The 18,840-nt window shown below is 71.4% G+C and carries 17 protein-coding genes; 4 read left to right on the plus strand and 13 right to left on the minus strand.

Annotation, left to right across the window (positions count from 1 at the left end):
* Positions 1 to 24 precede the first annotated feature (24 nt).
* From ACQPZK_RS16760 to ACQPZK_RS16790, 7 genes are all read right to left on the minus strand, one after another.
* On the minus strand, positions 25 to 828 hold the full coding sequence (locus tag ACQPZK_RS16760; protein WP_433533850.1) for a sugar phosphate isomerase/epimerase family protein: 804 nt from the start codon (positions 826 to 828) through the stop codon (positions 25 to 27).
* Positions 825 to 1,979 (minus strand): dihydrodipicolinate synthase family protein, encoded by a 1,155-nt coding sequence (locus tag ACQPZK_RS16765; RefSeq protein WP_433533851.1) that lies wholly within the window; start codon positions 1,977 to 1,979, stop codon positions 825 to 827. The genes ACQPZK_RS16760 and ACQPZK_RS16765 overlap by 4 nt, the downstream gene beginning before the upstream one ends.
* Positions 1,976 to 3,127, minus strand: coding sequence for a Gfo/Idh/MocA family protein (locus tag ACQPZK_RS16770; protein WP_433533852.1), 1,152 nt, complete (start codon positions 3,125 to 3,127; stop codon positions 1,976 to 1,978). The genes ACQPZK_RS16765 and ACQPZK_RS16770 overlap by 4 nt, the downstream gene beginning before the upstream one ends.
* A 27-nt stretch (positions 3,128 to 3,154) precedes the next feature.
* Positions 3,155 to 3,910, minus strand: coding sequence for an ABC transporter ATP-binding protein (locus tag ACQPZK_RS16775; RefSeq protein ID WP_433539237.1), 756 nt, complete (start codon positions 3,908 to 3,910; stop codon positions 3,155 to 3,157).
* Between the two features lie 43 nt (positions 3,911 to 3,953).
* Complete coding sequence (locus ACQPZK_RS16780; RefSeq protein ID WP_433533853.1) at positions 3,954 to 4,958, minus strand: ABC transporter substrate-binding protein; 1,005 nt, start codon at positions 4,956 to 4,958, stop codon at positions 3,954 to 3,956.
* Positions 4,959 to 4,981: 23 nt separating this feature from the next.
* The gene (locus ACQPZK_RS16785) at positions 4,982 to 5,932 is read right to left on the minus strand and encodes an ABC transporter permease (RefSeq protein WP_433533854.1); all 951 of its coding nucleotides are present in this window, start codon (positions 5,930 to 5,932) and stop codon (positions 4,982 to 4,984) included.
* Between the two features lie 171 nt (positions 5,933 to 6,103).
* Positions 6,104 to 6,820 carry a cupin domain-containing protein gene (locus tag ACQPZK_RS16790; RefSeq protein WP_433533855.1) on the minus strand — a complete coding sequence of 239 codons (717 nt, stop codon included), beginning with the start codon at positions 6,818 to 6,820 and terminating at the stop codon, positions 6,104 to 6,106.
* Between the two features lie 93 nt (positions 6,821 to 6,913).
* Between ACQPZK_RS16790 and ACQPZK_RS16795 the strand changes: the two genes are divergently transcribed.
* Together ACQPZK_RS16795 and ACQPZK_RS16800 are read left to right on the plus strand one after the other, a co-directional pair.
* Positions 6,914 to 7,987 carry a LacI family DNA-binding transcriptional regulator gene (locus tag ACQPZK_RS16795; RefSeq protein ID WP_433533856.1) on the plus strand — a complete coding sequence of 358 codons (1,074 nt, stop codon included), beginning with the start codon at positions 6,914 to 6,916 and terminating at the stop codon, positions 7,985 to 7,987.
* A 52-nt stretch (positions 7,988 to 8,039) separates the two neighbouring features.
* Positions 8,040 to 8,525: an N-acetyltransferase family protein gene (locus ACQPZK_RS16800; protein ID WP_433533857.1), complete on the plus strand. Its 486-nt coding sequence runs from the start codon at positions 8,040 to 8,042 to the stop codon at positions 8,523 to 8,525.
* 174 nt (positions 8,526 to 8,699) lie between these two features.
* Here ACQPZK_RS16800 and ACQPZK_RS16805 read toward each other — a convergent pair whose 3' ends face one another.
* Together ACQPZK_RS16805 and ACQPZK_RS16810 are read right to left on the minus strand one after the other, a co-directional pair.
* The gene (locus ACQPZK_RS16805; RefSeq protein WP_433533858.1) at positions 8,700 to 9,989 is read right to left on the minus strand and encodes an MFS transporter; all 1,290 of its coding nucleotides are present in this window, start codon (positions 9,987 to 9,989) and stop codon (positions 8,700 to 8,702) included.
* Positions 9,990 to 10,082: 93 nt separating this feature from the next.
* Positions 10,083 to 10,643: an NADPH-dependent FMN reductase gene (locus tag ACQPZK_RS16810; protein ID WP_433533859.1), complete on the minus strand. Its 561-nt coding sequence runs from the start codon at positions 10,641 to 10,643 to the stop codon at positions 10,083 to 10,085.
* Positions 10,644 to 10,779: 136 nt separating this feature from the next.
* On the opposite strand from ACQPZK_RS16810, the gene ACQPZK_RS16815 reads away from it, so the two are divergent.
* A complete protein-coding gene (locus ACQPZK_RS16815; RefSeq protein WP_433533860.1) occupies positions 10,780 to 11,244 on the plus strand; it encodes a MarR family winged helix-turn-helix transcriptional regulator in 465 nt (154 codons plus the stop codon).
* Positions 11,245 to 11,271: 27 nt separating this feature from the next.
* Here ACQPZK_RS16815 and ACQPZK_RS16820 read toward each other — a convergent pair whose 3' ends face one another.
* On the minus strand, positions 11,272 to 13,605 hold the full coding sequence (locus tag ACQPZK_RS16820; protein ID WP_433533861.1) for a beta-L-arabinofuranosidase domain-containing protein: 2,334 nt from the start codon (positions 13,603 to 13,605) through the stop codon (positions 11,272 to 11,274).
* Positions 13,606 to 13,924: 319 nt separating this feature from the next.
* On the opposite strand from ACQPZK_RS16820, the gene ACQPZK_RS16825 reads away from it, so the two are divergent.
* On the plus strand, positions 13,925 to 14,974 hold the full coding sequence (locus ACQPZK_RS16825; RefSeq protein ID WP_433533862.1) for a S66 family peptidase: 1,050 nt from the start codon (positions 13,925 to 13,927) through the stop codon (positions 14,972 to 14,974).
* A gap of 148 nt (positions 14,975 to 15,122) precedes the next feature.
* Here ACQPZK_RS16825 and ACQPZK_RS16830 read toward each other — a convergent pair whose 3' ends face one another.
* The 3 genes from ACQPZK_RS16830 to ACQPZK_RS16840 form a co-directional block, all read right to left on the minus strand.
* The gene (locus ACQPZK_RS16830) at positions 15,123 to 16,862 is read right to left on the minus strand and encodes an IucA/IucC family protein (RefSeq protein ID WP_433539238.1); all 1,740 of its coding nucleotides are present in this window, start codon (positions 16,860 to 16,862) and stop codon (positions 15,123 to 15,125) included.
* Positions 16,863 to 16,963: 101 nt separating this feature from the next.
* Positions 16,964 to 17,557: a GNAT family N-acetyltransferase gene (locus ACQPZK_RS16835; RefSeq protein ID WP_433533863.1), complete on the minus strand. Its 594-nt coding sequence runs from the start codon at positions 17,555 to 17,557 to the stop codon at positions 16,964 to 16,966.
* The gene (locus ACQPZK_RS16840) at positions 17,554 to 18,831 is read right to left on the minus strand and encodes a lysine N(6)-hydroxylase/L-ornithine N(5)-oxygenase family protein (protein ID WP_433533864.1); all 1,278 of its coding nucleotides are present in this window, start codon (positions 18,829 to 18,831) and stop codon (positions 17,554 to 17,556) included. The genes ACQPZK_RS16835 and ACQPZK_RS16840 overlap by 4 nt, the downstream gene beginning before the upstream one ends.
* Positions 18,832 to 18,840: the final 9 nt, after the last annotated feature.

The following is an 18,840-nucleotide window of genomic DNA, read 5'->3' on the forward strand; positions in this document are numbered from 1 at the left end:
GGACGACCCTACCTCCGGCCGGCGTCAGACGACGTGGCGCAGGTAGCCGGCGATCGCCGCGTCCAGCACCTGCGGGCCCGGCCGCGCCCAGACCTCGGCGGAGAAGACCTCCACCTCGATCGGGCCGCGGTAGCCCGCCGCGTCCACCGCCTCACGCAGCCGCCGCAGCTCGATGCACCCGTCGCCGGGCAGCGCCCGGCCGAGCAGCACCCCCTCGGGCAGCGGTGTCACCCAGTCGCAGACCTGGAACCCGGCGATCCGCGTGCCGGCCCGGGCGATCTGCGCGTACACGGCGTCGTCCCACCAGACGTGGTACGCGTCGACCACCACTCCGACCACCGCCGGATCGAACCCCTCGGCGATGTCCAGCGCCTGGCCGAGGGTGGCGATCACGCAGCGGTCGGCGGCGAACATCGGGTGCAGCGGTTCGATCGCCAGCCGTACGCCGGCTGCCGCCGCGTGCGGTGCCAGCTCGCCGATCGCGTCGGCCACCCGACGGCGGGCGGCGTCGACGTCCCGACTGCCCGCCGGCAGTCCACCGGAGACGAGGACCAGCTCGGGCGCGCCCAGTGTGGCCGCCTCCTCGATGGCCCGCAGGTTCTCCGCACGCCAGTCGTCGGCCGTGAAGAAGCCGCCCCGGCACAGCGACGTGACGGTCAGGCCGGCGTCGCGGACCAGCTTCGCCGCGCGGGCCAACCCGTACTCGGCCACCGGCTCGCGCCACAGTCCGATGCCCGGCACGCCGGCCGTCACACAGCCGGCGACCACCTCGGCCAGCGGCCAGCGCTGGGCGGTGGCCTGGTTGAACGAGAACCGCGTCAGACTCATTGCAGCACCCCCGCCACGGTGAAGAACGCCCGGGCGCGGGCTGCGGCCAGCTCCGCGTCGGGCAGCAGCCCGGCGGCGTCGGCGAGGGTGAGCAGGGTCGCCAGGTGCGCCGGGGACCGGCCGGACTGCGCGCCGCCGACCATCGTGAAGTGGTCCTGGTGCCCGGCCAACCACGCCAGGAACACGATGCCCGTCTTGTAGTGCCAGGTCGGCGCCGCGAACAGGTGCCGAGCCAGCGGCACGGTCGGCGCGAAGATCTCGTCGTACGACGACAGGTCGCCCCGGTCGAGGGCGGCCAGCGCGGCGGCGGCGGCCGGCGCGATGGCCGCGAACACACCCAGCAACGCGTCGGAGTGCCCCACCTCGTCGCCCCGGATCAGCTCCGGGTAGTGGAAGTCGTCGCCGGTGTAGAGGCGTACACCGGCCGGAAGCCGGCGACGCAACGCGATCTCCCGGTCGGCGTCGAGCAGCGACACCTTGATGCCGTCCACCGTCGACTGGTGGGCCTTGATCAGCTCGACCACCGTGTCGGCGGCCAGGTCCAGGTCGGCCGACCCCCAGTAGCCGGTCAGCGCCGGATCGAACATCGGGCCCAACCAGTGCAGCACCACCGGCTCGCCGGCGGCGGTCAGCAGTTCGTCGTACACCCGCAGGTAGTCCTCGGCGTCGCGGGCGGCGGCGGCCAGGTGCCGGCTGCACATCAGCACCGGCCGCGCCCCGGCGGCGCGGACGTCGTCGAGCTGCTCGCGGTAGGCGGCGATGACCTCGGTCAGGCTGGCCGGGCCGGTCGGGAGCTGGTCGGTGCCGACACCGGCGACGATCCGCCCGCCCACGGCACGGGCCTCGGTTGCGCTGCGCCGGACCAGCTCCCGGGTCGCCGGATAGTCCAGCCCCATCCCCCGCTGGGCGGTGTCCATCGCCTCGGCCACGCCCAGCCCGTACGACCACAGGTGCCGCCGGAACGCGAGGGTGGCGTCCCAGTCCACCGCCGCCGGGGCGCCCGGCACGTTCTCCGCGCCCGGATCGGCGACGACGTGCGCGGCGGCGTACGCGATCCGGCTGGTCGCCGGTGCGGCCGGGCGGGCGAATCCGCCGACCTCGGTGAGCCGGTGGCGTCGCCCGCCCGGCAGCGCCACGTCGACGGCACTCACGGGTGCAGCTCCGGGACCTCGACGCGGACGCCCTCGCGGGCCGCGCGCAGCCCCAGCTCGGCGAGTTGGACGCCCCGCGCGCCGGCCAGGAAGTCCCATTGGAACGGCTCGCCGGCCACGACGTGCCGCAGGAACGCCTCCCACTGCACCTTGAAGCCGTTGTCGAACTCCTCGTTGTCGGGCACCTCGGACCACTGGGCGCGGAAGTCCTCGGTGACCGGCAGGTCCGGGTTCCACACCGGTTTCGGGGTGACCGCCCGGTGCTGCACCCGGCAGCGACGCAGCCCGGCGACGGCGCTGCCCTCGGTGCCGTCGACCTGGAACTCGACCAGCTCGTCGCGGTACACCCGCACACCCCACGACGAGTTGATCTGCGCGATCACGCCGCCGTCGAGTTCGAAGATGGCGTACGCGGCGTCGTCGGCGGTGGCCGCGTAGGGGCGACCGTCCTCGTCGACCCGCTCGGGCACGTGGGTGGCGGTGACGCAGGTGACGGCGGTGACCCGGCCGAACAGCTCCTGGAGCACGTAGTGCCAGTGCGGGAACATGTCGGAGGTGATGCCGCCGCCGGCCTCGGCGCGGTAGTTCCACGAGGGACGTTGGGCCGGCTGCCAGTCGCCCTCGAAGACCCAGTAGCCGAACTCGCCGCGCACCGACAGGATCCGGCCGAAGAAGCCACCGTCGACGAGCCGCTTGAGTTTGCGCAACCCGGGCAGGAACAGTTTGTCCTGCACGACGCCGGTGCGGATGCCGGCCGCGTCGGCGGCGCGGGCCAGGTCGAGCGCGGCCTCGGTGTCCTCGGCGAGCGGCTTCTCGGTGTAGATGTGCTTGCCGGCCTCGATCGCCTGGCGGATCGCCTTCTCCCGCTGCTGGGTGACCAGGGCGTCGAAGTAGATCTCGACGTCGTCGCGGGCCAGCGCGGAGGTCAGGTCGGTGGTCCAGTCGGTGAGGCCGTGCCGCGAGGCGAGCTCGCGGAGCTTGGTCTCGTTGCGTCCCACCAGGACCGGTTCCGGCCAGATGGTCGTGCCGTCGGCCAACGTCACGCCGCCGGACTCGCGGATGGCCAGCAGGGACCGGACGAGGTGCTGGCGGTAGCCCATCCGTCCGGTCACGCCGTTGACGATGATGCCGATCGACCTGCGGGTCATGGTGGTCCCTTCCGTCGTGCTGGTCGTTCAGTGGTTGGCGGCCGCGCTGCCGAGCAGTCCGCGCAGTTCGGTGGCGAGCCGGTCGAAGCGGGAATCCGACATCACCTGCGCGTAGTCGCGGTGCGCCGGCAGCTCGACGTCGAAGGTGCGGATGATCCGGCCGGGCCGGGCGCTCATCACCACGACCCGGGTGCCGAGGAAGACCGCCTCGGCGATGGAGTGGGTGACCAGCACCACCGTGGTGCCGGTCTCCCGCCAGATGCGGTGCAGCTCGGCGTTCATCTGCTCGCGGGTGAGCGCGTCCAGGGCGCCGAACGGCTCGTCCATGAGCAGCACCGGCGGGGCGTGCAGCAGCGCGCGGCAGAGTGCCACCCGCTGCTGCATACCGCCGGACAGCTCGTGCGGCAGCGCCTTCTCGAAGCCGGTCAGCCCGGTCATCTCGATCAGCTCGTCGGCCCGGCGGGCCGCCTGTGCCCGGTCCATACCGCGCATCTCGGCCTGGAGCAGGATGTTGGCCCGTGCGCCACGCCACTCCAGCAGCGCGGCCTTCTGGAAGACGAAGCCGATCTCCTTCTGCGGACCGCGTACCGGCTGTCGCAGCAGCGAGACCTCACCGGTGGTGGGCTTCACCAGTCCGGCCACGATCTTCAGCAGGGTGGACTTGCCGCAGCCGGACGGGCCGACGATGGTGACGAACTCCCCCGGCTCGATGTGCAGGGACACGTCGTCGAGGGCGGTGGTCCGTGAGCGTCGGGTGGTGAACCGGACGGTCACCCCGGACATCCCGATGGCGGTGCCGGCGGTCGCCGGCGCGCCGCTCACCGCGTCAGCCCTTGGCCGCGTACGACGAGTCCCAGTACGCGTTCGGCGCGCCCGGGTCCTTCAGCTCCGCGTAGCGGGCCATCAGGTCGATGGTCTCGGACCACTGGGCGTCGGTGTTGACCCCGGCCGGACCGTCGGCGCCGAGCAGCGGCAGGTTCAGGGTGAGCTGCTTGGTGAGCACCTCGGGGGCGGGCTCGTTCTCGGCGAGCGCGACCATGGCGCTCACCGCGCCGGCCGGGTCGCGCGCCGCGTCGGCCCAGGACTTCTGGGTGGCCCGGACGAACTTGCGGGCCAGCTCCGGGTCCTTCTGCAGGGTCTGGGTGTTGGCGATCAGACCGGTGCCGAGCAGGTTCATCCCGTAGTCCGCGAAGAGCAGCACGTCCACCTTCTTGCCGGTCTTGCTCTCGATGGTGGGCGCCTGGTCGTGGAAGAAGCCCATGATGGCGTCGACCTTGCCCTCGGCCAGGGCGGCGATCTTGCCGGCGGCGTCGACGTTGACGACCTTGACGTCGTCCTTCTTCAGGCCGTTCTTCTCCAGCCAGGCCGGGAAGGTCGCGTAGAGGGCGTCGCCGGGGGTGCCGCCGACGGTCTTGCCCTTGAGATCCGCCGGGGTCTTGATGTTCTTCTCGGTGAAGAACTCCACCGAGGAGGGACCCTTCTCCAGGTACGCGCCGAGGCTGCGCACCGGCATTCCGCTGGCCACCGACTTGAGCAGGACGGGACTGTCGGCCCAACCGAAGTCGGTCTGTTTCTGGGCGACCTGCTTGACGGTGTTGCCGGAACCGTTGCCGGGCAGGATCTTCAGGTCGATGCCCTCGGCGGAGTAGTAGCCCTTCTGCAGGCCGTAGTAGAAGGGCGCGTGCTCGCCGTACGGCACCCAGTTGAGGGTGAGGGTGACCTGCTTCCTGCCGTCGGCGCCGGTCTTGCCGGCGGAGTCCGAGCCGCCGCAGCCGGCGGCGGCGAGCAGCAGGGCGACGGTGGCCAGGATGGTGGTGGCGGTGCGCTTCATCGGTGCCTCCGTGATGGGGTCGGTCAGGAGGTGGTGAGGGACACGCCGGCGCGACGGCTGGCGTGCCAGGGGATGAGCAGCGCCTCGGCGATCTCGACGAGGACGAACAGGACGATGCCGATGGCGGACATCAGGATCAGGTCGGCGAACAGCAGCGGGGCGTCGAGGTTGCCGTTGGCCAGCAACAGGACGTAGCCGAGCCCTTCGCTGGCGCCGACGAACTCGCCGACCACGGCGCCGACCACCGCGAGGGTGACCGCCACCTTCAGGCCGGCCATGAGGTGCGGCAGAGCGTTCGGGAAGCGGATCTTGCGGAAGGTCCGCCAGGGCCCGGCGCCCATCGTGGCGGAGAGGTCGAGCAGTTCCGGGTCGGTCGAGCGCAGGCCGGCGACGCCGGAGATGACCACCGGGAAGAACGCGATGAGCACCGCCAGGATGATCTTCGGAGTGAGGCCGAGACCGAACCAGACGACCAGCAGCGGCGCGATGGCGATCTTCGGGATGACCTGTGCGAACAGGACGATCGGGTAGAGCGCCTTGTCCAGGGTGCGCGAGTAGGCGATGGCGACCGCGGTGGCCAGCCCCAGCGCGGCGGCCAGGATGAAGCCGAGCACGGTCTCGTAGAGCGTGACCATGGTGTGTCGGGCCAACTCGGACCACTGGTCGGTCATCGTGGTCCAGACCTGGCCGGGAGTGGGGACGAGGTAGTTCGGCACGTACTCCCGGGCGGCGACGAACCACCAGGCGAGGAAGAAGGCGACCAGCACGAGCGCCGGCCGCCACAGCGAGTCGGCGACCGCCGCCGCACGACGGCCGACGGTGGGTCGGGGCGGACGGCCACTGCCGACCTCCGGCTGGTTCGCCACCGTGGACGACGGCGCGCCGTGCGTGTCGGCCGGCACGTCGAGGGGGGACCGCGTGGGAACGGCCACCCGGTCGGCGGCCTGCCGGCTGTCCAGGGAGTTCTCGGTCACGCGGAACCTCCTCGGGGCCGGGCACGGCACCTGGGGGCCGGGCCGGTCAGCGGGTCAGGCAAACGCTTTCCTGGGGAGCCTAGGCGGGGTCCTCGACACCGGGCAAGGCCTTTCCTCGATCTATTCCCGCAAATGCGCTCGCACCCTCCGAACGCGAGACCGCCCGCGCTGTCAGGCTCCGGCGGGATAGGTGTCGAGCAGGCCGCACATGCCCAACCGACCGCGCTCGGCCGGTGCGTCCACCGCGTACACGCCGGCCTCGCCCAGATAGCCGGAGTCGCCCCGCTCCAGGGCGTCCAACTGGGCGCCGGTGCCGGCGGCGGCCCGACCCGCGCCGGCCGCCCACCGCTGCCGCCAGGCCGCCAGCAGCGGCTGGCGCAGCGCCGCCGCCGCCGTGTGGAAGGCGGCCAGCGCCGCCGGACCGCCGGCCCGCAGCGCCGCGAAGCCGGTCACCGCCAGATCGCGTCGACGGTACGCGGCCCGCACGTCCGCCCCCGGCGCTCCCCCGTCCGGTAGTGCCGCCGCCTCGGCGTACGCGCCCGGGTCGGCCAGGACCTCGGGTGGGAAGGTCAGCACCGCGTCACCGGCCTCGGGGAGGCCGCTGTTCTGCATGAGCACCACGATGGACAGATCACCGCCGTTGACCAGGCGGTGCACGGTGCCCGGCTCGAACCAGACCATCGCGCCCGCGCGCAGCGGGGTCTCCCGGAAGCCCTCGCCGCTGAGGGTCTGCACGACGCCCTCGCCGCCGGTCACCACGTACCCCTCGGTGCAGCACAGGTGCACGTGCGGCGTGCCGCCGACCACGCCGTCCGGCGCCGCCGTGTCGTAGACGCGCAGCCGGGACACTCCGATGCCGCCGGGCAGTGCCGCGAAGCGTTCCGACATGGCCGGGCCTCCCTGCGGGAAAGGGCTTTCTCTGCGGTACGGTGACGCTAGTCGGCGCGGCGAAACGCCGTCAACAGACCGAGGGGGCGGGCCATGGCGACCCTGTCCGACGTGGCCCGGCGCGCGGGCGTCTCACCCGCCACGGCCTCGCGCGTCATCAACGGCAGCAGCAAACCGGTCACCGACGAGCTGCGTGAGCGGGTGCTCGCGGCTGTGGCCGAGTTGCAGTACGTGCCGAACGCGCACGCCCAACTGCTGGCCCGCTCGCACCGCAGCGCGGTGGGCGTGATCGTGCACGACGTCTCCGATCCCTACTTCGCCGAGATCACGCGCGGGCTGCAACGGGTCGCCACCGACCAGGGCCGGCTGCTGATGATCTGCAACAGCTACCGCGACCCGGACCGCGAGCTGGAGTACGTGGAGCTGCTGCGAGGGCACCAGGTGGCGGCGCTGATCCTGGCCGGCTCCGGCTACCACGACGACGCCTTCACCCGGCAGCTCAACGAGAAGCTCGCCGCGTACGAGGCGACCGGCGGGCGGGTCGCGGTCATCGGCCGCCACGAACACTCCGGCGACGCCGTCATGCCGGACAACCGCACGGGCGGTCACCTCGCCGGCCGCGAACTCTGCGCGCTCGGCCACCGGGCCATCGGCGTGGTCGCCGGTCCGCGCATCCTCACCACCACCACCGATCGGCTGGCCGGGCTCCGGCAGGCGCTGACCGAGCACGGCGTCGACCTGCCCGAGCGGCGTATCCGCTACGCCCAGTTCGACCGTGACGGCGGCGCGGAGGCCACCGCCCGGCTGCTCGACTCCGATCCGGAGCTGACCGCCATCGTGGCGCTCAACGACTCGATGGCCATCGGCGCCCTCGCCACCCTGCGGTCCCGCTCGCTCGCCGTACCGGGACGGATCTCCGTCGTCGGCTTCGACGACATGCCGGTCGCCCGCGACGTCACACCCGCGTTGACCACGGTGCGGCTTCCCCTCGTCGACATGGGGGTCCGGGCCATGTCGCTGGTGCTCGGCGCGGCGGCGCCGACCCCCCGGGTCGAGGTGCTGCCCGCCGAACTGGTCCGCCGGGACACCGCCGGGCCGGCGCCGGATCCCGCACGCGCCACGGCCTCGACGACGCCCCGCGCCCGGCGGGCCGACGCCGCCTCGTGACGGGCACGCAAACCCGTTGTCCCCGGCGGCCTGTCCTGCGTAGCCTGCGCCCGTGTTGATCCGTACGTTCACCGACCAGGACTGGTCGCAGGTGTGGCCGATCATCGAGGACGTGGTCCGGGCACAGGAGACATTCGCCTACGACCCTCAGATGACCGCGGACGAGGCGTACGCCGTCTGGGTGGTGGCCCCGCCCGGGCGGACCGTCGTCGCGACCGACGGTGACCGGGTCCTGGGCAGCGCGAAGATGGGGCCCAACCGCCCCGGACCGGGCGCGCACGTCAGCACCGCCAGCTTCCTGGTGGCCGCCGACGCCCGCGGCCGGGGTGTCGGCACCGCGCTGTGCCGCGACGCCCTGACCTGGGCACGCCTTGCGGGGTACGCCGGCATGCAGTTCAACGCCGTGGTGGAGACGAACCGGACGGCGGTCGAGCTGTACCTGCGGGAGGGCTTCGACGTGGTCGGCACCGTGCCGGGCGCGTTCCGTCACCGCACCCTCGGCCGGGTCGGCCTGCACGTCATGTACCGGGAGTTCTAGGCCGTGTGTCGAAGTCCTCGGTCGAGCCGAGGCGGAGTCCAGGCGGCGGTCCGGCAAGGCGGAGATTCGTTCGGATACCGGTGTTGTATCCGGACGAATCTCCAACGCGGCCGGTCGTCGTCTGGGCCCGCCGCAGGCCGGCCAGGGGCTTTGACACACGGCCTGACTCGCGCCTCAGCCGCCGGTCGTGCCCACGGCCGGTGCCGGCCCGAGTGCCGGCGGGGCGGACGCCGGTTCGGCGCCCGCGCGGCGGATCGGGGTGAACAGCCCGCCGACCGCGACCAGCAGACAGCCGACGCCGGCCACGAGCGCCACCGCCGGTACGCCGTACCGGCCGGCGGCCCAGGTCAGGATGGCCGCGCCGGCCGGGCCGAGGGCGTAGTGGGTGCTCCAGAACGCCGAGGTGACCCGGCCGAGAAGGTGATCGGGCGTGATCTCCTGGCGCAGTGACATCGAGCAGATCCCGCCGACGCTGAGACAGCACAGGTACACGGCGGTCAGGGCGGTGACCGTCGGCACGGTCGTCGCGACGCCGACGCCCGCCACCGCGAACCCGCAGACCGCGTGCGCGCCGATCCAGGTGGCGCCGAAGCCGCGTCGCCGACGCAGCGGGGCCACCAGCAGCGCCCCGGCGACCGTGCCCAGGGCCGCCAGGCCGAGCACGGCGCCGACCGTCCCCTCGGTGCCGCCGAGGTCATGTGTCACGTGGTAGATCAGCACGTCGGTGAAGCCGTAGGTCAGGAAGATGAACACCGACAGCAGGACGGTCAACGCGCGCAGCACGGGCTGCCGCCACAGGAACCGCGCACCGGCCAGGAACTCGGCCAGGGGGCGTTCCCGGGCCACCGGCGCGGTGTCGGCGGCCCGGGGACCGCGCAACCGGATCAGCCGCAGGCCAACGGCCGAGAGGGCGAAGCTGGCGGCGTTGACGGCGATGGCGACCGCCGGGCCGAAGCGGGCCGACACCACACCGGCGAGCAGCGGCCCGAGGACGGCAGTCGCCGCGAAGGTCGCCTGGAGCCGGCCGTTGGCCTCGGTGATCCGGTCGGCGTCGACGAGGTTACGGACGGCGGTCACCGCGGCGACCTGGAACAGCATGCCGGCCGCCGCGCAGATCGGCAGCACGACGAAGAGCAGCCAGACCTGCGGGCTGACGAGCCAGACGAGCGGCACGAGACCGAACAGGACCAACCGGACCAGGTCCGCGACGATCATCAGCCGACGCCGGTCGTACCTGTCGACGAGCACCCCGCCGAAGACACCGGCGATCACCGACGCCGCGCCCGCGACGGCGGTGAGCAGACCCATCCGGGCCACCGATCCGGTCGCCTCGAGGACCAGCAGCGGCACCGCCAGGTAGGCGAACGCGTTGCCGGCCGCGGAGAGCGTCTGCGCGATCCAGTACGTGCCGAAGGAACGGTCCCGCCACAGCGGGGCCCGGGCCAGCCGGGACGCTTCGCTCATCCCGCCGAGGCTATCGTGCTCGACCCCGGCGGTGGGTACGCGAACGGCCGCGGGAGCGAGTCCCGCGGCCGTTTCGAGGCGTACCCGATCAGGTCAGCTCTGGCGCAGCGGCGCGAGCGCGGCGCTCCAGGCCACGACCTGGTCGAGGGTGGTGGTCAGCGCCGACAGGTGCTGGTCGCCGGGCTTGAAGGTGCTGAAGTTCTCGAAGTCGGTGAAGAGCGAGAGCGCGACCTGCGAGCGCACGTCAGCCATCTGCAGCTCACCGGCGATCAGGCGCAGGTGCTCGACGGCGCGGGCGCCACCGAGGGAGCCGTAGCTGACGAACCCGACGGCCTTGTTGTTCCACTCGTTGTAGAGGAAGTCGATGGCGTTCTTCAGGGCGCCGGAGGTCGAGTGGTTGTACTCGGGCGTCACCATCACGAAACCGTCGAACGACGCGATGGTCTCGGCCCAGCGCAGGGTGTGCGGCTGGCTGTACTGGCCCATCGCCGGCGGCATCGCCTCGTCGAGGTGCGGCAGCTTGTAGTCGAGCAGGTCGATCAGCTCGAACTGCGCGTCGGTGCGCTGCTGGGCGTTCTCGAGAACCCAGCGGGCGACGGCTTCGCCGTTGCGCCCCGGGCGGGTGCTTCCGAGGATGATCCCGATCCTGGTCATGGCTGCGCCTTTCAGTGGTTCGAACGTGACCGCCGGAACGCTAGCCGCTCCTTGCTTCGTCAAGCAAATGGCTGCCCCATGACCGTGCTCACACACTGCGTGAGCATTTGCTCAATCAAGCAACTATACTGGGAGAATGGCCGATTCCCGCGCAGAGGTGCCGCGCCCCCTCGATCCCGACGAGGAGGCGCTGGTCCGTGCCCTGGGACAGGTGATGTACGTGGTGCCCCGCAGCATCGACGCCGACATGGTCGGCGACCGGCAGCTCCCCCTGACCGAGTACACCGCCCTGATGAACCTCTCCGAGGCCCCCGAGCGGCGGATGCGGATGCACGAGCTGGCCGCGGCCTGCTACCTCTCGCTGAGCGGGATGACCCGGACGATCATCCGGCTGGAGAGCCAGGGGCTGGTCAAGCGGGAACGGTGCGAGGAGGACGCCCGGGGCTGGAACGCGGTGCTCACCGACGCGGGCTTCGCCCGGCTCGAGGAGTCCTGGCCCAGCCACCTGGCCGCGGTACGCCGGCGGTTCCTGCGCCACTTCGAGGGGCTCGACCTGGCCGAGCTGGCCCGCGCGTTCCGGCGCGCGGGAGCAGCCGACTGAGCCGGGCCGAGCCCTCGACGTGACTGTCTAGGCGTTGGCTACGAGCCGCCACCGGTTGTCCGCGGTGCCGTTGTCCGAATCTTGCACGGCCTGCGCGCCCCGGGCGGTCGAGTTGTTCAGGATGCCGAGCAGCTTGCCGCTGTTGACGTTGCGGATCTTGTAGGTGCCGTCCCCGTTGTCGACCAGGGTCCACCGGTGGTCGGCGGTGCCGTTGTCCGACCACTGCAGGACCCGGGCGCCGTCGGCGGTGGACATGTTCTCCACACCGAGGACCTTGCCGCTGTTGACGTTGCGGAACCGGACCGCGTTGCCATCGGTGATCATGACCCAGTTGTGGTCGGCCGTGCCGCTGTCGTCCCACTGCAGGGCCAACCCGCCGTCGGCGGTGGACATGTTCTGGATGCCGAGGACCATCCCGCTGCCCACGTTGACCAGCCGGTAACTGCCTCCGCCGCTGCTGGTGCTGGTGTTCCAGTACACCGTGTAGTTGTAGCCGTGGGCGTCCTGGAACGGCGCGAGGTTGACGGTGGCGCCGTTCGCGGTGGCGGTGAACGCGAGCGAGCTGGTGCTGGTCCGTGCGATCGACGAGACCACCAGCGACGGCAACGAGTTGAGCGTGGTGTTGCCGTAGTTGCCGCAGAGCACGCTCGGGCCGTACGTGACGGCGGCGACGCTGGGATTGTCGTTGGCCGCCCGCATGACGACCCGCATGGGCAGTCGTACGGTGATGGTGTCGCCGGCGGCCCAGGTGCGGGTGATGGTGGCGTAGCTGCCGGGCGTCGTGCTGGCGGACTCCGCCACACCGTTGACGCTGATGGTCGCGCCGCTCGTCCACGCCGGGATGCGCACCCGGATGCTCCACGAGCCACTCATCGTGCCGGAGAGGGTGAGCGTGGTGGTGTCGCTCACCGGGTACGTGGTGCTCTGGGTGACCGTGATTCCCCGCTGCGACCAGTTCAGCTCGGACGGTACGAAGAGGTTCACCGTGAGCGTCGTGCCGTTGTAGAAGTAGACGGAGTCCATCAACTTCGTGTTGATCTCCAGGCCGGTGCCCTGGCAGCACCAGAACGAGTTGTAGTCGGTGCTCCAGGTGCCGCCGCCCCACGCCGGGCCCACGCCGCGCCGCCCGCCGGGCTTGAGCGGGGTGAAGTAGGTGATGTGGCCGCGGCTGTCGGCCGGGTTCTGCGCCCCGATCAGGTGGTTGATCAGGGCGCGCTCGTAGAAGTCGAAGTAGTCGGTCCGGTTCGGGTCGAGCAGCCACAGCTCGCGCGTCAGCTTGAGCATGTTGTAGGTGTTGCACTGCTCGCAGGTGTCGTTGCTCAGGTAACCGGCGATCGCGTTCGGCGCGCGGAAGTGCTCGGCCTGGCTGTTGCCACCGATGACGTAGGAGTGCGCGTTCACGGTGATGTTCCACGCGTTGCTGGCGATGTCCCGGTAGCGGGTGGTCCCGGTGGCCTTGAACTCGCGGGCCGCGCCGATCCACTTGGGCACCTGCGTGTTGGCGTGCAGGCCGTTGAGCTGGTCCTGGTTGTTGGCCAGGGGGTTGAACACCGCGGCGTGGTCGAACCGCTGGGCGGCGGTGAGCCACCGGCTGTCACCGGTCATCTGGTAGATGTCCGTCAGCACGTCGTTCATGCCGCCGAACTCGGTGCCGAGCATCGACTGCATCTGGCTGGAGCTGAGCCGGGACGTACGGGTGTCGACCCAGCCGGCGAGCGCCAGCAGCACCGTACGGGCCTGGGTGTTGCCGGTGTAGCGCCAGACGTCGAGCAGACCCGCGAGCGTCTTGTGGATGCAGTAGTACGGCACGTTGCCGTTGGAGAGGGTCCGCGCCTCGAGCGCGGTGAAGTCCGACTCCGGAAAACCCGAGAGGTAGCCCGCGCCGAACCCGGCCGCGCCGTTGTTGGCCTGGCACTTGGCCATCTCGGCGACCATGTAGTTCGCCTTGTCCCGGCAGGTGGTGTCACCCAGCACGGCGTAGGCGTGGGACCACGCGGTCAGGAAGTGCCCCTGCATGTGCGTACGGAACGGGAAGTTCGGCGCGTCCCACCCACCGTTGGTGGCGGCGCCGTTCGTGGACAGCCGATGGTTGGCGCGGAAGTTGTAGAGCATCCGGTCGACGTCGACGAAGCGCAGGTAGTTCAGGGTGCGGTTCTGGTTGTCCAGCCAACGGCCGCTGGTCAGTCGTACCTGACCCGGGTCGAAGGCGTAGGCGGCGACGCCGATGTCCGCGCGCGCCGGCGGGACCACCGCGGCGGAGGCGGGGCCCGCGCCGAGCGTCGTGGCGCCGGTCGCGGAGAGCACGGCGGTGGCGCCGGCGGCCTGCAACACGCGGCGTCGGCTGAGGGGCAGGGACGACATGGGACCTCCAAATGAGCGCAACCGGCGATGGGACGGCAACCGGGCGGGACGGGCTCGGCGGGATGCAGGGGTCCGAACGTTAGCGTTCACATCCGTGTTCGGCATGTTACGGCTGGACGACGCACGAATTCAAGGTTCTAACTATTACAGCTCGCTGTGCACCCCGCTGAGCTGGGAGATCAGGTGCGATGGAGAGGACGTGGGGCGGCGCATCACCTCGTGTTATCGATAACACCACGGGCCTGCCGCAACGCCCGCCCACCGTCGGCGGGCCCGAAACGGGATGCGCGCCGACGGGTGTCGCTGGTGGAATCTCGAGATGGAGCACGATCTTGTTCGTCCCCCCAAGGCGCGTCCGGGCGACCGCATCGCGGTCGTGTCGCCCTCCTTCGCCGCGGCCGGCGCCTTTCCCGCGATCCACGAGCAGGCCATGCGCCGGCTCGCCGACGTGACCGGCCTCGTCCCGGTCGAGTACCCCACCACCCGCACCGTGGGCGCGACCGCGCAGGCGCGCGCGGCGGACCTCAACGCCGCCTTCGCCGATCCTCGGGTACGCGCCATCCTCGCCGTCGTGGGCGGCGAGGACCAGATCACCGTCATCCCCCACCTGGACGCCGACCTGGCCCGCGCCGACCCGAAGCCGTTCCTGGGCACCAGCGACAACACCAACCTGCACCAGTGGCTCTGGGGACTCGGCATCGCCAGCTTCTACGGCGGGTCGTCCCAGGTGCACCTCGGCCCCGGCCCCGCCGTGGACGACATCCACGCCCGGTCGCTGCGCGCCGCGCTGCTGACCGGCGAGCGGTTGGAGGTCACCGATCCCGGCGAGTCCGAGGACATCGGGGTCCCCTGGGACGACCCGCGGGCGTTGCAGTCGTTCGGGGAACGGGAGCCGACCGAGCCGTGGAGCTGGCACGGGCCGCGTCGCGCGGTCACCGGCCCCAGCTGGGGTGGGTGCCTGGAGGTCCTCCAGTGGATCCTCACGGCGGGACGCTTCCCGTTTCCTCCGGAGATCCTGCGGGGCGGCGTGCTGATCATCGAGACGTCGGAGGAGCTCCTGCCCGCCCGCGAGGTCGGTTGGATCGTGCGCGCGCTGGGTGAACGCGGCCTCCTGGCCGCCGTCGACGCGGTCCTGGTCGCCCGTCCCCCGGTCTCCGACTTCGACCGACGGCCCGCCGCGCAGGAGCGGGCGCGGCTCCGCGAGCAGCAGCGCGACACGGTCGTCGACCTGGTACACCGCTACCACCCCGAGGCGGTCGTCTGCGTCGGCGTGCCGTTCGGCCACACCAGACCGCAGTGGATCCTTCCGCACGGCGGCCCGGTCACGGTCGACGGCGTACAACGGCGGATCTTCGCCGACTACCGCTAGGCGGGGAATGATCACTTGATGCTGACCAGTTCCATGAGGGGCCGGACAACTGGTCAGCATCAAGTGATCGCGATGAAGACGGAGGGCTGCCGCCGACCCGGTGAGGGAGCGCAACGCGTCCCGGCCGACGCCGGGACGCGGAGTGGCGTCAGCGGGCCGGGGCGCGGGCGGCCAACGGATTCGTGAGGGTGCCGACGAACTGGAGTGCGGCCGAGGGGTCGGCCAGGTCGATCATCTGCTGGTTGTCGCGGAGCTGAAGGCGGTTGAGGCAGGACAGCGCGAACTCGGGGGCGAACAGGTCGTAGTGGCGTACGCGCTCGGCCAGGTGCGGCACCCGCGCGAAGTAGTCGGTGGCGCAGGCCGCGACCGTGCCCCAGAAGGCGTCCTCGGTGAGCACCCCCGCCTCGACCAGCACCGCGCCGAGGTGGCGCAGGAAGCAGTCCACGACGTCGGTGAAGATGGTCAGCAACTTCGTGTCGTCGGGCACCTCGACGCGGATCCGCTCGACCTCGGCCGGCAGCTCGACGTCGGCGCTCAGCACCGCGATCTCCTCGGCGATGTCCTTGAAGATCACCCGCTGGACCGTGTCGTGCTCGTCCAGGACCAGGATGACGTTCTCGCCGTGCGGCATGAAGGCCAGGTCGTGGGCGTAGAAGCTGTGCAGCAGCGGGGTCAGGTAGGCGTCCAGGTAGCGGCGCAGCCACACCTCGGGCGTCCGGCCGGACCGGTCGATCAGGGCCGCCGCCAGTGAGCCGCCGTCGTCGTCGACGTGCAGCAGCGCGGCCATCGTGGACAACCGCTCCCCCGGGGCCAGGTTCGGCACCGGGCTCTCCCGCCACAGCGCGGCGAGCATCTTGCGGTACGGGGACGTCCGCTCGGTGGCCGCCTCGTACTGCCGGTGCCGGTAGCCGACCGCCGCCCGCTCCCGGATCACCGTCAGGCCCGTGCCGGCCAGCACCTCGTCGGCGGCGATCAGGTCGGCCAGCCAGTCGTTGATGGCCGGGGTGGCGGCCATGTACGCCGCCGACAGCCCCCGCATGAAGCCCATGTTCAGCACCGACAGCGCCGTCTTGACGTAGTGCCGGCCCGGCTCACTGACGTTGAAGAACGTACGGATGGACTGCTGCGCGAGGTACGAGTCGGGACCGGGACCGAGGTGCACCAGCCGCCGCTCGGCCAGCTCCCCCGCGAACGTCACCGCCAGCTTGTTCCACCACTGCCAGGGGTGCGCCGGGATGAGGTGGTAGTCGGCGAGGTCGAGCCCGTTCTCGGCCATCGTGGCGGCGAACCGCGCCCGGGTCGGCGCGTCCAACTCAGCCTCGACGAGGGTGTCGTAGTCGAGGTCGGCGGCGCTGCTGAACGTCGAGTGGTCCCGGTGCGCGGCCAGCCACTCCAGGTGCACCGGCGTGCCGGCCTCCGGCGCGTACCGGTGGTACTCGTCGACGCCGAAGCCGAGCCGGCCGTTGTTGGCCACGAAGCAGGGATGGCCCTCGGTCATTGACGTCTCGATGGTCTGGAAGTCCGCCCCGGCCAGCTCGGCGGCGCTCGGCAGGCCCTGGGCCAGCTTGTACGCCGTACCCGCGAGGGTGGAGGTGATCTCCTCCAGGTAGACGGGGAGCACCCGCGCGGAGAGCCCGAGGGCGCCGCGCAGCTCGATGATCAGGTCCACCGCGTCGGGTGCCAGCGGGACGCCGTCGCGGTGCCGGGTGATGCTGTCCGCGTCGATCTGCCAGTGGGCCAGGGCGAGCACCCGGGCCGCGAACCGGTAGGTGACGGTCTCGTCGTCGCTGCGGACCTCGTACCACTGCCGGTCGTCGGGGCCCGGCACGGGCGCCGGGGTGAGCAGCCGCTCGTGGGTGAACTCGGCGAGCGCCTTGCGGACCAGCATCCGGTTGGCCCGCGCCCAGCGCTGCGGGGTGAGGTGCGCGACCGGGTCGCCCGGGGTGGCCGGGCCGGCGACGGTCGGCGAGGTGGGGACGGCGGTGGTGGTCACGCCGGGACTCCTTCTTCTGCGGTGACGGCGGCCGGCTCGGTGGCGGCCTCGAACTGGGCGCGGGTGCAGACGCTGAGCAGCGCCTCCTTCTCCGGCTTGGTGATCGGACCGACGACCTCGAAGCCGACGGCGGCGTTCAGCGCGTGCACGGCGGTGTTGCGCACGTCCGGCTCGACCACCACGCGCACGGTCGCCGGGTCGGCGAAGAGCCAGGCCATGACGGTACGGATCACCGCGCGGGTGAAGCCGTGCACCGGCGTGCCGACGGGTGCGCACAGGAAGTGCATGCCCACGTCACCGGGCCGGTGGTCGTAGAGGCCGACCAGTTCCACGTGGGCCGGGTCGTAGCGCTCGGCCAGGAAGGCCGGACTCCCCCGCCACAGGCCCAGGTACGCGTCGTGGTGCGGGTGCGCGGCGATGCGCCGGTACTCCTCGACGACCTGCGCCTCGTCGGCGTCCTGCATGAGCCAGAACGCCGACTTCGGGTGGGTCACCCAGCCGTGCAGAAGCGCGGCGTCGGCCTCCGGATCGAGGGTACGCAGGGCGAACTCCCCGAGACCGTCGTCGGCGCGGGTGAAGACCACTCTCACGACACCACCCCGAACTCCTGAAAGGTGATGCTCTTCTCGATCGGGTAGTGCTCGCGGCCGAGCAGCTCGCGGATGATCCAGGAGTTGCGGTACGCGCCCATGCCCAGGTCGGGTGAGGTGATGCTGTGCGTGTGGGTGCCCGCGTTCTGCAGGAAGATGCCCCGCCCGTCGTGGTCGATGCTGTAGTTGCGGGCCACGTCGAAGCGGCCGTGCGCGTCCCAGCGGATCCGGTCGCGGACCGGTTCGAGGAACGACGGCACCCGGTAGTGGTAGCCGGTGGCCAGGACCAGACCCTCGGTGCGCAGGGTGAAGTCCCGCTCCTGCTCCACGTGCCGCAACCCGAGCGTGTACTCCCCGTCGTGGTGGGTGGCGCTGACCAGCTCGGTGTTGGTGATCAGCCGGGTGTTCACCGGACCGTCGACGCTGTGCGCGTAGAGCAGGTCGAAGATGTCGTTGATCAGGTCGGCGTTGATCCCCTTGAACAGGCCCTTCTGCGCCGATTCGAGCCGGTAGCGGGTCTCCTCGGGCAGCGCGTGGAAGTAGTCCACGTAGTCCGGCGAGGTCATCTCCAACGTCAGCTTGGTGTATTCCAGCGGGAAGAACCGGGGCGAGCGGGTGACCCAGTTCAGCCGGTAGCCGTACCGACCGATGTCGCCGAGCAGGTCGTGGTAGATCTCGGCGGCGCTCTGCCCACTGCCCACCACGGTGATGCTGCGCTTGGCCCGCAGCGCGTCCCGGTGCTCCAGGTAGCGCGAGTTGTGCACGGCGTCCCCGGCGAGCCCGGCGACGGCGGCCGGCAGGTGCGGCGGTGTGCCGGTGCCGAGCACCAGATGCCGGGCGCGGTACTCGACGCTCTCGGACCCGCCGGTGGTCGCCCGCACCACGTACCGCTCGTCGGCGCTGTCGTACTCCACAGTGGTCACCGTCTGACCGAAGCGCAGGTTCGGCAGCTTCGCCGCCGCCCACCGGCAGTACGCGTCGTACTCGCTGCGCAGCGGGTAGAAGCTCTCCCGGATGTAGAACGGGTAGAGGCGGCCGATCTCCTTGAGGTAGTTGAGGAACGAGTACGGGGAGGTCGGGTCGGCGAGGCTGACCAGGTCGGCGATGAACGGGGTCTGCAACCGGGCGGACTCCAGCAGCATGCCGGGGTGCCAGGCGAGGCTGGGCCGGGCTTCCAGGAACACCCCGTCCAGCTCGTCGATCGGCGCGGTGAGACAGGCCAGGCCCAGGTTGTACGGGCCGAGCCCGATGGCGACGAAGTCGTGGGTGGACATCTTGTTCTC

Source organism: Micromonospora sp. CA-249363 (assembly GCF_050950185.1).
Lineage (GTDB): Bacteria > Actinomycetota > Actinomycetes > Mycobacteriales > Micromonosporaceae > Micromonospora.